Raw genomic sequence first — 15,672 nt, 5'->3', positions numbered from 1 at the left:
CTACACAGGAAATGGAAGTTTAATAATCTTGTAACCTTTTGTAGAGTCATTAGCTAGATTAAGCGAACAGACGGTCCCCATGCTTCTTCTCATAGGCTTCAATTGCACTCTCATGCTGCAGCGTCAAACCGATGTCATCCAAGCCCTGAAGCAGGAATTGGCGGCGATCGCTCGTCAAGATCAAAGTCAATATGAAGTCCTTGTTCATCGGTAATCGTTTTGCTCTCCAGATCTACGTTCAGTTTATAGCCTTCCGTGGCATCTGTACGCTGAAACAATTCCTCGACTTGCTCCTCCGACAGTTTGATCGGCAGGATCCCGTTCTTAAAGCAGTTATTGTAGAAAATATCCGCAAACGATGGAGCGATGACAACACGGAAACCGTAGTCCAGGATGGCCCAAGGTGCATGTTCGCGGGAAGATCCGCAGCCAAAGTTGGCGCGGGAGATTAGAACGGTGGATCCCTGATAACGGGGCTGATTCAGCGAGAAGCTGTCGATATTGCCCCCCGCCTCGTCAAAACGCCATTCGTAAAACAAATACTGGCCAAACCCTGTTCGTTCGATCCGTTTCAAAAACTGCTTAGGAATAATGGCGTCTGTATCTACATTCACCCGGTCCACGGGTGCGACAATACCGTTTAGTTTCGTAAATGCTTGCATATATTTCTCCTCCGTCCTTCTTAGCTCACAACTTCTTCTGCTGCAAAGTTCCAGTCACGTACATCCACGAAGCGTCCTTTAACTGCAGCCGCTGCTGCCATTGCCGGCGATACGAGATGCGTTCTGCCGCCACGACCTTGACGTCCTTCGAAGTTACGGTTGGACGTGGAGGCGCAGCGTTGTCCAGGCTTAAGAACATCCGGGTTCATCGCAAGACACATGCTGCAGCCTGCTTCACGCCATTCAAATCCGGCTTCAACAAAAATCTTATCGAGGCCTTCTTTTTCCGCCTGAATCTTCACTCGGCCCGATCCTGGTACAACGATAGCTGTCACATTGCTGGAGACTTTATGGCCTTTTGCAACAGATGCGGCAGCACGCAAGTCCTCAATGCGTCCGTTCGTGCAAGAACCGATAAAGACGTAATCAATCGGAATCTCTGAGATGGGCGTCCCCGGAACAAGGTCCATGTACTCAAGAGCCTTCTCGGCAGCCTTGCGCTCATTCTCGGTCTTGAAATCCGCCGGGTTTGGAACCGCCGAAGAAATGTCAGTACCCATTCCGGGGCTCGTTCCCCAGGTTACTTGAGGGATCAGCGTTTCAACATCGAATTCAACAACCACATCAAACTCGGCGCCTTCATCTGTCACAAGTTCCTTCCATGTCGCTACCGCAGCTTCATAAGCTTCGCCTTGAGGTACATATTGACGTCCGCGCAAGTATTCGAATGTCGTCTCGTCCGGAGCGATCATGCCCGCTCTTGCTCCGCCCTCGATGGACATGTTGCACACTGTCATGCGCTCTTCCATCGACAACTCGCGAATAGCTTCCCCTGTATATTCAATAACATAGCCTGTTGCAAAGTCCGTTCCGTACTTCGCGATAACGCCGAGGATCATGTCCTTCGCCGTTACGCCCGGATTGCGATGACCGACAAAACGCACTTCCATCGTCTTTGCTTTTGCCTGCTGCAAGCATTGGGTTGCCATGACATGCTCAACCTCGCTCGTACCGATACCGAACGCAAGCGCACCAAACGCACCGTGCGTAGAGGTATGGCTGTCACCGCATACAATGGTTTTACCTGGATGAGTCAGTCCCAGCTCTGGGCCCATAACGTGCACAACGCCTTGATCAATCGTATCCAGATCGTACAAGGTAACGCCGAAATCCTGACAGTTCTTGGTCAGGGTATCGATTTGCTGCTTCGAGATCGGATCCGTAATGTTGAAGCGATCCTTAGTTGGAACGTTGTGGTCCATCGTCGCAAACGTCAATTCAGGACGTCGAACCTTGCGGCCGCTAAGACGCAGACCTTCAAATGCTTGCGGGGAAGTCACCTCATGCACCAAATGCAGGTCGATGTACAAAATACCCGGCTTGCCTTCTTCCTGATGAATAACGTGGTTATCCCAAATCTTTTCGAACATTGTCTTTTTACTCATCATTATCACCCCATTGTTCATTACGTTCATATGGAAGATCAATACTTGCATTCTTCTTAAAAAGGAAGACCTGCAACGCATCATCTTTACGTTGATAGTAATATAACATTTCCTTCTTCATTGATCCAAGATATAATATCTATAGATGTAATAGGATTCAGCTATAACGGAGTGATATATTTATGGAACTTAGACAACTGCAATATACGCTGCAAATCGCAGCCGATAAAAACTTCTCGCGCGCAGCCGAGAAACTTCATATCGCGCAGCCTTCCCTTAGCCAGCAGCTCTCCAAGCTGGAGAAGGAGCTCGGCGTTCTGCTGTTCCAGCGCAATACGAGCAACGTTGAGCTTACCCATGCCGGTGCCAGCTTCGTTGAGCATGCCCAGAAGATTATGGATGCCGTCGAGCAGCTGAAACAGGAAATGTCGGACATTTCCCAGCTCCGCAAAGGCAAAGTCGTCGTTGGCAGCATGCCGATTACAGGTTCTCATCTGCTGCCAAGGGTCCTGCCTGCATTTAAACAGGGCTACCCCGATATTGAAATCACCCTCCTGGAGGATTCCTCCATGAATCTGGAGAAGCTTACCGCCAGCGGCAAGGCCGACCTCAGCCTGCTTGCGCTTCCGCTCTCCGAACCGTCGCTGTCCTGGGTTCCCATCGGTGAGGAAATGATCGATTTGGCCGTGCCTCCGCAGCACCCGCTTGCCCAGCGGGCAGCCTCTGATCCTGTCAGGCCGATCACAATGGATGAAATCCGCGACGAAGCCTTCGTCGTGCTCAAGAAAGGCCAGGGCTTCCGAAAGCTTACCCTGGATCTATGCCGGGAAGCCGGTTTTGAGCCGAATATCGTGTTTGAGAGCAGCAACATCGAGACTCTCCAATCTCTTGTTGCTACCGGAATGGGAGTAACGCTGGTGCCTCGATTTATCGCCCGGGCAAAACGAAGCGAGTTTATTCCGGTATACCTGCCGCTCGCCGAGCCGGTTCCGAGCCGCACACTGGTTGTGGCCTATCGCCACGGCCGCTATTTGTCCAAAGCGGCGGATGCGTTTATCGACACCTTCAAGCAGGTCATGGACAACCTTGTGGTTACAAGCGTTCAGGATAAATGATGCCGTAACAAAAAAGAGGCTCTGTACGTGGTCAATGGGGACGGGACTGACCCCATGACCAGGCAGAGCCTCTTTTTTACAATCAATGAAAGACCGGAAGTCCCATCATGTGTAATCGTCTATTTGCGCAGGTTATGCTTGTCAATCATTCGATTCTGTTCATCTGCGGTGCGAGACTGATCCTGAATCGATTCGTTTTTTCCATTGCTTCCACTGGCTACGTTTTCAACAAAGCTGCGGAACTGCTCTTTCTGTTCTTCTTCCTGCTCATTGTTTCGGCTGTCGAATGGGTTGTTCTCTGCCATGATTCCAAGCCTCCTCTCAGACGGATTACCCATAGTATACCCGCCTCTGCACAGATGAAACTTACATTTTTAGAGGAGAGATCATAGAGCAGGCTATTGAAAGTACAAATTCGGACGACGATCCTCAAACACCGGTATCCGCCCTCTCACTTCATCCGGGAGATTACGATCAAGCGTACCAGTCAGAATGCTTTCCTGCTCATCCCCTTCCGCAATGACCTCGCCCCAAGGATCGATTATCATGGAGTGTCCAAAGAAGTCCGTATCGCCGCTGGTTCCTACACGATTGCAGGCAACCACGTACATTTGATTCTCGATCGCTCTTGCCATAAGCAAGGTTCTCCAGTGATGCAGGCGCGGATGAGGCCACTCCGCAGGCACAAACAGCACTTGAGCGCCGCCTAGGGCAAGAGTGCGTGATAATTCCGGAAACCGGATATCGTAACATATAGACGCGCCTGCCTTGATTCCATCCAGATCAAAGGCTACGGTATACTGGCCTGCTTGCAAATGCTTCTCTTCGTCCATCAGGCGAAACAGATGGATTTTGGAATATTTAGCGACCTGCTCCCCGTTCCGATTGAACACATACATGCTGTTATAGATTTCATTGTCCACTCTTTCAGCTACAGATCCGCCAACCACTTGAATCCGGTGCCTCCGCGCGAAATCGCTCAGCATGGATGAAGTTTCTTGTCCCATGGGATCGGCCAGCTCTTGAATCCGGTCGAGCGCGTACCCTGTGTTCCACATCTCCGGCAGCACGATCACATCCGGCTTCGTATTGGCGGACGCGGCCTTCTCCATCAATTCCAGCATGTTATTCATATTGGCATTTACGTTACCTATCTCAATATTCGCTTGTATAAGCGCAATATGTAACTGAGCCTTGGCTGTTTCCGTCATCTTGCAACCTCCTGTTAGTCGGAATGAATCACGTCGGGGAAGCAGGATCTTGTTTTTCAACAAGGATCTTGCTTCGTTTTTTTTTGATTCATCCGATGCTATATGTCCTCATCATAGCCTCCTCAGCCCAGCAACTGCAACACCCGAGCCCCATTTCCCTCTATACACCCCTGATAAATCGTGTTAAATTAATCCTAATTGTTTTCAAGACCCCAATCGATTCGAGCGTAAATAGATAACGGAGTGATGAACCTGCGATGAACAGAAAATTAAAAGATTTCCATATAGAGCCGGCTGAGATCATGTCCCAGCTGCCTACGCAATTTTTCGCCACCTTGGTCTCCAAGGTAAACCGCCAGGTTGCGTTAGGACACGATGTGATTAATCTCGGCCAAGGGAATCCCGATCAACCCACACCGCCACATATCGTATCCAGTCTTAAGGAAGCGTCGGACAATCCGCAGTTCCACAAATATTCGCCTTTTACCGGCTTCTCCTTCCTGAAGGAAGCCATTGCGCACCGGTACAAGGAGGACTATAACGTGGACCTGGATCCGGAAACCGAGGTAGCGATTCTGTTTGGAGGAAAAACCGGGCTCGTGCAGCTGCCGCAAATCCTGCTTAATCCGGGCGATGTTTGCCTTGTCCCGGACCCCGGTTACCCGGATTACTGGTCGGGCGTAGCACTGGCCAGGGCGCAGATGACATTCATGCCGTTAACCGAAGACCATCAGTTTCTGCCTGATTATGATGCAATAACACCTGCAGACAGGGAAAAGGCGAAACTCATGTTTTTGAATTATCCCAATAATCCAACATCCGCGGTCGCACCATTATCGTTCTACGAGGATACGGTGGCTTTTGCCGCAGAACACGGCATTGCGGTTGCCAGTGATTTTGCCTATGGTGCCATTGGATTTGATGGCAAGCGTCCGGTCAGCTTTTTGCAGGCAGAAGGCGCCAAAGAAGTTGGCGTAGAATTCTACACGCTCTCCAAGACCTACAACATGGCCGGATGGCGAGTCGGCTTTGCCCTGGGGAACAAGAAGATTATTTCACTGATCAACCAGATGCAGGATCATATCTATGTCAGCCTGTTTGGCGGCATCCAGGCAGCAGCGGCTACAGCCCTTACCTCATCGCAAAGCTGCGTCGAGCAGCTTGTAGCCCGTTACGAATCAAGACGGGACGCCTTCTATGGCGCCCTTGCGGAAATCGGCTGGGCAGCCCAGAAACCGCCGGGTTCCTTCTTCAGCTGGCTGCCCGTTCCGAAAGGCTATACGTCGGTAGCCTTTGCCGACTTGCTGCTGGAGGAAGCCAAGGTAGCGGTTGCGCCTGGCGTCGGCTTTGGAGACCATGGTGAGGGGTATGTCCGCGTTGGCCTGTTGAGCAGCGAAGACAGAATGCGGGAAGCCGCTTACCGCATTGGCAAGCTTAACCTGTTCGGCTAGCCTATTTCCTTTTGAAAAAACAAAAACGATGTGCTATTCTTGCAGTAACAATCGAATGCAGTTTCAAACGCGAAGACGGGACCAGTACGAAAGCATACGGTACGATAAAGAGAGCAAATTCCATGGGCTGAAAGAATTTGCCGTGACCTCCTTTCCGAATCCTACCCCCGAGCGGCCTGGCTTGCCAGGACAGTGCCTTCTGTTACAGGGCTAAAGCCGGATGAGCTGCGCTCATCAACAAAGGTGGTACCGCGGAAGTTAAACTTTCGTCCTTTTTCATACAGGACGGAAGTTTTTTTATTATCCATTTTTGGATTCAAGCAGCTGCAGCCACTATCATAAATACAAGGAAGTGATCACGATGCTCTCTCGCATCGTCGTAAAAATCGGAAGCAGTTCCCTTACAACAGATGAAGGTGGATTGAACCTGGACTCCATTGCTTTTTTTGCAGGCGAACTCTCTGCGCTGCGAAGTGCTGGTCATGAAGTTCTGCTCGTTACATCTGGAGCCGTAGCCGCCGGGTTCCGGGATATCGGTTATGAAACGAGGCCGCGGCAATTGCACGAGAAGCAAGCGGCAGCCGCTCTGGGTCAGGCACTGCTGATGCGGGCTTATCAGAATGCGCTGGCCGATCATCAGCTGAAAGCTGCGCAAATTCTGTTGACCAGAACGGACTTCGCGAACCGCAAACGCATGAATAATGCCAACATGACCATCACCGAGCTTTTGAAGCAGGGAGTCATTCCGATCATCAACGAGAACGACACCGTATCGATTGACGAGCTGAAGTTTGGTGATAACGATACGTTATCCGCACTTGTAGCCAATCTTGTCCGGGCGCAGCAGCTTATCATTCTGACCGATACGGACGGATTATACACGGCAGATCCCCGTAAATCGCCGGATGCAACCAAATACGAGGAAATTCATGAAATTACCGAGGAGATTTACAGCATGGCTGGTGGAGCGGGCTCCAGCGTAGGCACAGGCGGCATGCGTTCCAAAATCGATGCGGCCAAAATCGCAACCCGCGGCGGCGTTCCCGTCTTCATCGGCAAAGCCAACGAAACCGGCGATCTGTTGAAGGCATTGGAGCATACAGGCAAGGGAACCTATTTTGCCACACATCTCTCATCTCTTCCCATGAAAAAACAGTGGCTCGGCTTTATGTCCTCGCCGCTAGGCCGGATTGTAGTCGATCCGGGTGCGGAGAAAGCGCTGATTCACGGGGGCAACAGCCTTCTTCCGGTTGGCGTGAAACGTATCGAGGGCAGTTTCCATGCCGGGGATGTTGTGGAGGTTGTGAACATTGGCAACGAGAGGCTCGGCAGGGGAATCGTGAATTATGATGAGGACCAGCTCCAGGCCGTGCTCGGTTTACCGAGCAGTCAAGTGATCGGAATCATCGGCGAAGTCCATCGCCTGGAGGTCATTCACCGCGACGAATGGATCACGCTAAAATAGTCAGCTCACCATCACTATATATGTCAATAAGGAGGAATCATCATGAGTGAGGTACAAAACAAGGCCCAGTTAGCCAAAAATGCCGCGCTCCGTATCGGCAGGCTGAACACGGAGGAGAAAAACCAGGCTCTGCTTATCATGGCAGACGCTTTGATCCGGCGTACGGCCGATATTATCGAAGCAAATGCGGAGGATCTTCGCCGCGGCAAGGAGCTCGGCACCTCTGCCTCCCTGCTGGACCGCTTGGCTCTGAATGAATCCCGCATTGAGGGGATTGCCGAAGGATTGCGCCAGATCGTCGAGCTGCCGGACCCGATCGGCGACACCTTGGAAAGCATTGACCGCCCGAACGGGCTGAGTATCGTGAAGAAACGTGTTCCGATCGGGGTCATAGGCATTATATATGAAGCACGTCCGAACGTGACGGTGGATGCAGCCGGGCTATGCTTGAAGACAGGCAATGCAGTCGTGCTGCGCGGCGGCTCGTCTGCGCTTTCCTCCAACCGCAAAATGATCGAAGTGCTTCATGAAGCCATGGAGGGCACGGCACTGCCTAAGGAAGCTCTTCAGCTTATCGAAGATCCGAACCGCTCCTCCGTGGATGAAATGCTGAAGCTGAACGGACTGCTGGATGTCATTATCCCGCGCGGCGGCAGCTCCCTGATCCAGAACGTTGTCATGAACGCCACGGTGCCGGTCATCGAAACCGGCGCCGGAATCTGCCATACCTACCTGGATGCCACAGCACAGCCGGACATGGCTGCTGCGATTAGTATCAATGCCAAGGTGCAGCGTCCTTCGGTCTGCAATTCCATGGAAACCTTGCTTGTCCATGCCGATTACGCCAAGCTGCACCTGACCGCCCTTGCGGAGGAGTTTCGGGAACGGAATGTCGAACTGCGTGGATGCCAGCGTACACTATCCTTTGCGCCTTGGGCAGCCTTGGCTTCGTCCGAGGACTATGCAACGGAGTATAACGACTATATTTTGAACATCAAAATTGTGGACCATCTGAATGAGGCCATCGAGCACATCTCAAATTATGGTACGAAGCATTCGGAATGCATCGTTACGGAGAATGAAGATCATGCCAGTCGTTTCTTGCAGGAAATCGACGCAGCGGCTGTTTATCATAACGCATCGACCCGCTTCACCGATGGCTTTGAATTTGGCTTTGGCGCCGAGATCGGCATCAGCACCCAGAAGCTGCATGCCCGTGGACCTATGGGACTGCCCGCGCTTACTTCCTCCAAATATGTTATTATCGGTAGTGGTCAAATACGCGAATAAATCATTCAATTTATCCATGAAGGAGGAAACAACGATGTGCCAATCCCCACAGAACCGCCCTTTAATAGATAAAGCAATTACCTTTTACGGCGCAGGCTCGATGGCAGAAGCGATTGTACGAGGCTTAGTGAGCCGTTCCGTCGTGCTTCCCGAGAATATTACGATGTTGAATCGAAGCAACGCCCATCGTCTTCAGGAACTGAGCGAGCGTTACGGTGTCCAGATCAACAATGACGATGCCGCCAAAATCGAAATTCTCAAGACGTCCCCGGTAATCGTGCTGGCGATGAAACCGAAGGATGCAGCTAAAGCACTGAAAGAGCTTGGTCCGAAGCTCTCCAGTGATCAATTGATCATCTCCGTGATTGCCGGGCTGTCCATCTACACCACGCAAACATTGCTAGGAAACCAACAGCCCATTGCAAGAACAATGCCGAATACTTCCGCCTCCATCGGACTCGGTTCCACAGGAATTGCGTTCTCGAAGGAAATCAGCGAAGAACAACGACAGCTCGTGCTTACCCTGTTCGAGGCTGTAGGGAATGTGACCGTTATTGAAGAAGAGAAGATGGATATCCTGACCGGTATTTCCGGTAGTGGTCCGGCTTATTTCTATTATATGATGGAAGCCATGACGGCAGCCGGCATTCGAGGCGGCCTGTCACCGGAGCAGAGCCGTGAATTGACACTGCAAACGATCCTGGGCGCCGCCCGGATGGTCCAACAGACCGGAGAGCAGCCGTCATCGCTGCGTGCGAAGATTACGTCACCGAACGGTTCCACGCAAGCCGCCTTGGAGACACTCGATCAAGGAGACTTTTTTGAAACCGTCATTGCCGCTGTAAACCGCTGCGCCGAGCGTTCCAAAGAAATGGGCGCCATGCTGAAGGAGCAAATCTCATGAGCCAATGCATCGCAACTTACCGTATCTACGACGATCAGGCGGATTTTCGTAAAAAAGCGACTTCCATTGCCGTTGGCATGACGGTTGGCAGCTGGACCGAACTGCCGCAGGCCAAGCGCGAAGCGATGCAGAAGCATCTGGGAGAAGTCGTCGATATTCAGGTTAACGAAGGCTGGGAGCCAGGCAGCCGCTATGCGGATGTTAGCATTGCGTATCCCGACATTAATTTTAGCCGCGATATTCCTGCCCTGCTCGTGACCGTGTTTGGCAAAATTTCCATGGACGGGCGCATCAAGCTGACCGCTCTGGACTTGTCTCCCGACTTCCTTAGCGCATTTCCGGGACCGAAGTTCGGCATCGACGGAATCCGCGATATTCTCGGTGTTCACGACCGTCCGCTGCTGATGAGCATTTTCAAATCGGTTATCGGGCTGAATGCGGACGAGCTTAGAGCCCAATTCATCCGTCAGGCACTCGGGGGCGTAGATCTGATCAAGGATGATGAAATCCTGTTTGAGAACGATCTGACCCCGATCGAACAACGCGTACGCATGTGCATTCAGGCCGCTGCTGATATCGAACAGCAGACAGGTAAAAAACTGCTGTACGCAGCCAATTTGACAGGCCGAACCTCGAAGCTGCGGGAGCAAGCACTACGCGCCATCGATGCCGGCGCAAATGCCCTGCTCTTCAATGTGCTGTCGTACGGATATGATGTTCTGCACGAGCTAAGCAGCGATCCGGATATCACGGTCCCCATCGCGGCGCATCCTGCCCTTGCCGGTGCGATTTACCCGTCTCCTTACTACGGGATAGCGGCTCCGGTACTGCTGGGTCAGCTGATGCGGATAGCGGGAGCAGATCTGGTGCTCTTCCCTTCTCCTTACGGATCCGTAACGATGCCAAGAGAAGAGAATCTGGCCATCCGCGACGAACTGCATAGTGCCAAACTCCGTGTGAAGCGCAGCATGCCCGTACCGTCTGCCGGAATTCATCCGGGACTTGTTCCGCGCATCATCCGGGACTTCGGCACCGATGTGGTTGTCAACGCTGGCGGCGGGATCCACGGCCATCCGATGGGAACCGAAGCGGGCGGCAAAGCCTTTGTACAAGCCATTGAGGCAACGATGAAATCCGTGCCGCTCGCCCACTATGCCGAAGAACACGAGGAACTGAAAGCCGCACTGGACATCTGGGGAGGAGAAGTATGACATCAGGAGAGAAACAGCCGATTATTTTTTGCGACTTTGACGGAACCATTACAAATAACGACAACATTGTAGCCATTATGAAGCATTTCAAGCCGGAAGGTTATGAAGCTGTCATGCAGGATACGCTTGACCGTTCCATCTCCATTCGGGAAGGCGTGGGCCGCATGTTCGCCCTTTTCCCTTCCTCCATGAGAGACGAAATCACGGATTTCGTCCTCCAGCATGCAGGCATTCGCGAAGGATTCGGAGCATTCCTTGACTATTTGGAAGCCGAACAAATTGAGTTTTTTGTTACCAGCGGGGGGATCGATTTCTTTGTGGATCCGCTGCTGAAGCCTTTTGGCATCCCTGCCGACCATATATTCTGCAACGGTTCGAATTTCGAAGGGGATCGCATTGAAATTACCTGGCCCCATCCTTGCAAGGGATTATGCCGCAACGACTGCGGCATGTGCAAGGTAACCGTAATGGAACGATTCCCTGCTGATCAGTATTACCGGATCCTGATCGGTGACAGCCTTACCGATTTCGAAGGCGCGAAGCAGGCCGATCTTGTCTATTCCCGTTCCACGCTCACCGAGCAGTGCAGGAAGCTGGGTGTGCATCATGTGCCGTTTGAGACATTTACCGATATCCAGGATGACATGAGAAACAAGTTTAAACAGGAGGTGCTGTAAATGGCATTTTCAGATATCCCGCTTGAACAGAAACAGGCGGCGCTGCATGATCTTAAAGAAATCAAGGCGCTGTTTGCTGCAAGAAACTGGTTCCCCGGCACCAGCGGTAATCTTTCGGTACGCGTTGGCGAGTTTTCGCCAGAACAATTTTATTTTGCAGTAACCGCCAGCGGAAAGGACAAGTCCGTACATACGCCAGAGGATTATTTATTCGTGGATCAGGACGGTGCGCCAAGTGAGGCAACGGGTTTAAAACCTAGCGCGGAGACCTTGATCCACTGCGAGATTTATCGCAAGACCGGCTGCGGTGCCATTTTCCATGTGCACACCATCGATAACAATCTAATCAGTGACTGGTATGGTGAACAAGGTTATGTACCTGCTCAAGGAATCGAGCTGATCAAAGCCTTTAACATCTGGGATGAAGATGCAGCGATTCGCATTCCTGTCCTTCCGAACTATGCCGACATCCCGCGGATTGCCGAATTGGTTCCAGATGCGCTTGACCCTGCGGTACCCGGCATTTTGCTGCGCAACCACGGCATTTATGCTTGGGGAAAAAATGCCTTCGAGGCGAAAAAACATCTGGAGGCGTTCGAGTTTATATTCGAATACTCGTATCGGCGTCTTCTTCTCAATGCTGCCAGTACTAAATAAATCAACCAAGTAACACCATTAGAACTTCAACAAGCCGGGATCAGCCGCTTTGACATGTGGCTTGCACCCTGTCTCGACCTGTTTGCAGGGTGCATCCGGCGTTATTTTTTCCGAGGAGCGTGTAGAGGTGCTTGAAAGCTTATCCATTGGCATTGTGTTTATTCTGTACGGGTTGGTCCTCTTTCTTCTTCCACCTAAAAGTTCCAAGAGTTTTTACGCTTATAAAACCACATCATCGCTTAAAAATGAACGGAACTTCAAAGCAGCCAATGCCTACGTCAGCCTGCTGCTGATGGTGTTCGGTGTCATCCTTCTGCTGATCGCCAGGCTTACAGGCCATTTCTTAACCACCGGTATCGCAACTTTCATCGTCTTTATACTTGATCTATATTCTGGTTGAACGAAAACTAAAAAACATCTAAAACGATCCAGATCGTTTTAGATGTTTTACTTTATGTCCTTATATGGATTATAGCCGATTCTGATCATGCTCCGTTAAAGAGAGGGCAGGTATAGGTACCTGCTCAGGCGTTGAATACGTATTCGCGATAAACAAACAGGTTACAACAAACAAAGCAATATACAACAGATAATACAAATTCTTAGCCACGATATCTCCCTCCACGCCTTTTTCAATTATATTAGATCTGCTATCCAGCATCATATTGACTTGTATGCACCATCTATGTAATGTGCTTTGCCCTAGCTGCTTCGGTCCCTCACGACCACTTTGACCGAAGCCGGCACGGACACCGTCACATCGAACCACGAAGACGATCCCCTGAATGCATAACGGGGTGGATCGTTCAGCTGAACATACAGAATATTACCCGATTGTTTGATTTGAATGAGTGCAGGCAGCTCGGCTTGGCTCCAAATTTCAGAATCTTCCGTCCGCAGACTGCCAAAGATGAGCATCTCATCCGCACTGGAAACATCCTGCCTGATGTTGTGATTGTAACTGCCCTGAACAATGACTTTCTTAACCCCGTCCGGTATGGCCACCTTCTGGTCCGGTATCGGAATCGTTTGCTGTATAGCCATCGTTTCACGCCGAATCTGCTCCATCAACCCAGTTGCACTCAAAGCTGCCATACCAATGCAGCAGAAGGTTAGAAAACCAATAAGGAGAATGCTGAACATATCGTATCTAACCGTATCCTGCTTACGAAAGATTAACGTATACACGACGATTTCCGTGCCTAACAGGACAAATACGATGGGCCACCATCTAACAGCGGAACTGTACACCTCTACACCCTTCCAGGCTGATGACAAGACAAGCAAGCCGAGTATAAGCAGGGAAAGTCCCATGGAGAGTGTGCCGACTCTCCACTGCCGGGCAAACTTCGATGGAGGGGCAGCCAAATCGTGAATAGATATATTATTCGTTGTCGGATTCATAATAGGAACGCTCTCCTCTCACAGGTCCTTTTTTCGAACCTGTCATCAGCTTGATTCCGCCCCCTATCAGGAGAACCGCTACGATTACCGTCTTCATCAAGTCGCGGAAGCGGGAATCCACATACGTCGCAAGATACGGCATAACAAAGCTGTTAAACACAAAATAAATCCCCAGAATCAGCAGTCCAAGCCCGAGCCAGCGCTGTTGATGTCCAAGCCCCGAGATGATCGGCCGATCCCGCAGCGGTTCCCTGCCATACCGGCTTACTTGCTGCAGGCCGTCAAAGAACGCATAGAACCAAATCAGCGGAATCAGAAACAGGAACACGGACAGCTTCAGCACATCCAATACATAAATGCTGCCCAGAAACAGAACCATGAGCTGAAGCCCGCGTTTTTGCAGACCCAGATACATTTGCCCGGCTCCAGGGAGCGCGGATAACAGGGTGGCAAACACCTTGCTGCGGCGCCCGCTCTCCCGGCCGCTCTCCAGTTCGTCAAATAGCGTACGGTCCTCCAGCAGCTCCCCGGCCTGTTTGCGGTGAACGAGCTGTACAACATCAAACATGCAGTAGAGCCATATAATGGGCAGCATCCCCAAAAACAGCAGGAATACGGATTCATGGGTCAGTCCTGTCAGAAACAGGAGGATCGTCCCAAGACCGAAAAATGCGATTAAAAACGACAGTCCGCGCTGCATCAAGCCCAGTTGAAAATGTCCCAGGCCCGGAATGAAGGATAATAAAATCGTGTAGAAGCGTTCCGACTCGTCGCTCTTATCCTGACGAATTTCCATGGGTCTGCCGTACTCGTCATGGATAATCGTGACGGGTGTGTACCTGATTAAGGCGACCAGCAGATCAAGCATGCTGACTCCCCCAGATCATTAACGCCCCGAGAACTCCCCAGGATCAATACCGAATCGGAGTGCGACATGATGCCGAGCAGAAATCCTCCAAACAAACTTCCGAAGAATAATAGTGGATACAGCAGGGCGCGTCCCTTCCTCCCCCAATAATAGTGACCGAGGCCCGGAAGGATATTTAATATGAAGGCGAACCCTTTATTTCGTTGCGGTTGCACTAGGCATCTTCCTTTCGTATTTTCTTATCTGGACAATAGCTGGTCCAGCCAGCCCGTTGTTTTATTCATCAATTGCTCGCTGTAAGAAGGAGTGTTCGATAAGGGAACTTCACCGCTGATCTCGCCGGGAAGAAGACGGTCGAATGCTCCGGTAAAGAGGAACAGCATGGTAATGGACGCGGCGAAGGTATAGTGAACGATGGCGCGTTCGTACCAGCGCTTGGGACGTTCCTGAATCTGCGACGGTTCTTTGCGAATGCATGGCTTAACGTGTTCATGAGCTACCACCTGATCCGCAAACCCTTCAGGATCTGCCAGATTGGGGAGTTCCGAATCAAGCTCTGCCAGCAATTGCATATATAACTCCAGCACACTGTCATCCGTTAACATGAGCTCTTCATAATACGTTCGTTCTTCAAGTGAACCTTCCCCTCGAATATAGCGTTCAGTTAGCTGTTTAAGCCCGTTGTCCTTAACGTTCATTTCCATTCCTCCTCCTTCCAGGATTTCCGAATCCATTGTCTGGCCCGGTACAGCTTCGACTCCACGGTCTTCACCGTAACGTTCAGCTCGGTCGCAATCTGTTCATAATTTTTCTCATCCAAATAAAAGGCCGTTATAATTTCTCGGTGATTGTCCGGCAGTTGTTCGATCTTCTCTCGAAGCTCTTCTCTTCGCTCCTTATGTATGAGCAGAGAGACCACATCTTCGTCCCGGGAAGGGAGTTTATCCAGCACTTCATCATGTTCACCGGGCAGCTGCTCCGGTGGTTTACGGGAAAGCTTCCTCTTCATATCAATCGCTTTATTTAGCGTGATGCGCGTAATCCAGGTTTTAAACCCTTCAGATCGGTACTGGGGGAGAGCTTTATATACTTGAATAAACACTTCCTGCGACGCATCCTCCGCTTCCTTGGCATCCCGCAAAACCGAGTACGCCGTATGGAACACGTGCTGACTGTAATGGTTCACCAGTTCCCGAAAGGCTTCTTGCTCACCCTGCAGGATGCGCGTGATTAACGTTTCCGCATCAATAGCTCTCCCCTCCTTCCCAAATACAATAGACGTCAGCTTTGGCGGCTGCCCCTGCACTTTTTC

At 51.1% G+C, this 15,672-nt stretch carries 17 protein-coding genes and 2 pseudogenes; 9 read left to right on the top strand and 10 right to left on the bottom strand.

The window, feature by feature from the left end; all coding sequences use genetic code 11:
- Positions 1–58 precede the first annotated feature (58 nt).
- Positions 59–662: pseudogene (gene leuD / locus PVOR_RS12475) on the bottom strand (3-isopropylmalate dehydratase small subunit).
- Positions 663–682: 20 nt separating this feature from the next.
- A complete protein-coding gene (leuC, locus tag PVOR_RS12470; protein ID WP_040680541.1) occupies positions 683–2,107 on the bottom strand; it encodes a 3-isopropylmalate dehydratase large subunit in 1,425 nt (474 codons plus the stop codon).
- 182 nt (positions 2,108–2,289) lie between these two features.
- Between leuC and PVOR_RS12465 the strand changes: the two genes are divergently transcribed.
- Positions 2,290–3,222, top strand: a complete 933-nt coding sequence (locus PVOR_RS12465) for a LysR family transcriptional regulator (protein WP_006209552.1) — start codon at positions 2,290–2,292, stop codon at positions 3,220–3,222.
- Between the two features lie 119 nt (positions 3,223–3,341).
- Here the strand turns inward: PVOR_RS12465 and PVOR_RS12460 are convergent, their stop codons facing one another.
- Positions 3,342–3,527 (bottom strand): hypothetical protein, encoded by a 186-nt coding sequence (locus PVOR_RS12460; RefSeq protein WP_006209551.1) that lies wholly within the window; start codon positions 3,525–3,527, stop codon positions 3,342–3,344.
- 93 nt (positions 3,528–3,620) lie between these two features.
- Entirely contained in the window at positions 3,621–4,433 is an 813-nt protein-coding gene (locus tag PVOR_RS12455) for a carbon-nitrogen family hydrolase (protein ID WP_006209550.1), read from the bottom strand.
- Between the two features lie 257 nt (positions 4,434–4,690).
- On the opposite strand from PVOR_RS12455, the gene PVOR_RS12450 reads away from it, so the two are divergent.
- Positions 4,691–5,884, top strand: a complete 1,194-nt coding sequence (locus tag PVOR_RS12450) for a pyridoxal phosphate-dependent aminotransferase (protein WP_006209549.1) — start codon at positions 4,691–4,693, stop codon at positions 5,882–5,884.
- A gap of 161 nt (positions 5,885–6,045) precedes the next feature.
- Here the strand turns inward: PVOR_RS12450 and PVOR_RS33170 are convergent, their stop codons facing one another.
- Entirely contained in the window at positions 6,046–6,192 is a 147-nt protein-coding gene (locus tag PVOR_RS33170) for a hypothetical protein (protein WP_427504131.1), read from the bottom strand.
- 53 nt (positions 6,193–6,245) lie between these two features.
- On the opposite strand from PVOR_RS33170, the gene proB reads away from it, so the two are divergent.
- The 7 genes from proB to PVOR_RS12415 all read left to right on the top strand — a co-directional run bounded on the left by proB (position 6,246) and on the right by PVOR_RS12415 (position 12,488).
- Positions 6,246–7,349, top strand: a complete 1,104-nt coding sequence (gene proB, locus PVOR_RS12445) for a glutamate 5-kinase (RefSeq protein WP_006209548.1) — start codon at positions 6,246–6,248, stop codon at positions 7,347–7,349.
- A gap of 42 nt (positions 7,350–7,391) precedes the next feature.
- Positions 7,392–8,639: a glutamate-5-semialdehyde dehydrogenase gene (locus PVOR_RS12440; RefSeq protein WP_006209547.1), complete on the top strand. Its 1,248-nt coding sequence runs from the start codon at positions 7,392–7,394 to the stop codon at positions 8,637–8,639.
- Positions 8,640–8,673: 34 nt separating this feature from the next.
- Positions 8,674–9,543 (top strand): pyrroline-5-carboxylate reductase, encoded by an 870-nt coding sequence (proC, locus tag PVOR_RS12435; protein ID WP_006209546.1) that lies wholly within the window; start codon positions 8,674–8,676, stop codon positions 9,541–9,543.
- A complete protein-coding gene (locus PVOR_RS12430; RefSeq protein WP_006209545.1) occupies positions 9,540–10,754 on the top strand; it encodes a 2,3-diketo-5-methylthiopentyl-1-phosphate enolase in 1,215 nt (404 codons plus the stop codon). The genes proC and PVOR_RS12430 overlap by 4 nt, the downstream gene beginning before the upstream one ends.
- Positions 10,751–11,431 carry a 2-hydroxy-3-keto-5-methylthiopentenyl-1-phosphate phosphatase gene (locus PVOR_RS12425; protein WP_006209544.1) on the top strand — a complete coding sequence of 227 codons (681 nt, stop codon included), beginning with the start codon at positions 10,751–10,753 and terminating at the stop codon, positions 11,429–11,431. Before PVOR_RS12430 ends, PVOR_RS12425 begins: the two co-directional genes overlap by 4 nt.
- The gene (locus PVOR_RS12420) at positions 11,432–12,088 is read left to right on the top strand and encodes a methylthioribulose 1-phosphate dehydratase (protein ID WP_006209543.1); all 657 of its coding nucleotides are present in this window, start codon (positions 11,432–11,434) and stop codon (positions 12,086–12,088) included.
- Positions 12,089–12,149: 61 nt separating this feature from the next.
- Positions 12,150–12,488 carry an SdpI family protein gene (locus tag PVOR_RS12415; protein WP_234972843.1) on the top strand — a complete coding sequence of 113 codons (339 nt, stop codon included), beginning with the start codon at positions 12,150–12,152 and terminating at the stop codon, positions 12,486–12,488.
- A gap of 69 nt (positions 12,489–12,557) precedes the next feature.
- Here the strand turns inward: PVOR_RS12415 and PVOR_RS31015 are convergent, their stop codons facing one another.
- The 5 genes and pseudogenes from PVOR_RS31015 to PVOR_RS12390 all read right to left on the bottom strand — a co-directional run bounded on the left by PVOR_RS31015 (position 12,558) and on the right by PVOR_RS12390 (position 15,666).
- On the bottom strand, positions 12,558–12,698 hold the full coding sequence (locus PVOR_RS31015) for a hypothetical protein (protein ID WP_164481448.1): 141 nt from the start codon (positions 12,696–12,698) through the stop codon (positions 12,558–12,560).
- A gap of 92 nt (positions 12,699–12,790) precedes the next feature.
- Entirely contained in the window at positions 12,791–13,492 is a 702-nt protein-coding gene (locus PVOR_RS12405; protein WP_006209540.1) for a hypothetical protein, read from the bottom strand.
- Positions 13,473–14,575, bottom strand: a pseudogene (locus tag PVOR_RS12400) (hypothetical protein). Before PVOR_RS12400 ends, PVOR_RS12405 begins: the two are co-directional and overlap by 20 nt.
- Positions 14,576–14,599: 24 nt before the next feature.
- Positions 14,600–15,058: a hypothetical protein gene (locus tag PVOR_RS12395; RefSeq protein ID WP_006209538.1), complete on the bottom strand. Its 459-nt coding sequence runs from the start codon at positions 15,056–15,058 to the stop codon at positions 14,600–14,602.
- A complete protein-coding gene (locus PVOR_RS12390) occupies positions 15,055–15,666 on the bottom strand; it encodes an RNA polymerase sigma factor (RefSeq protein WP_006209537.1) in 612 nt (203 codons plus the stop codon). Before PVOR_RS12390 ends, PVOR_RS12395 begins: the two co-directional genes overlap by 4 nt.
- Between the last annotated feature and the right edge of the window lie 6 nt (positions 15,667–15,672).

The sequence above is a fragment of the Paenibacillus vortex V453 genome (assembly GCF_000193415.1).
In the GTDB taxonomy this organism is placed as follows: Bacteria; Bacillota; Bacilli; order Paenibacillales; family Paenibacillaceae; genus Paenibacillus_AQ; species Paenibacillus_AQ glucanolyticus.
Note: the sequence above shows the minus strand (reverse complement) of the source record. Positions and strands in the feature narration are given on the sequence as shown.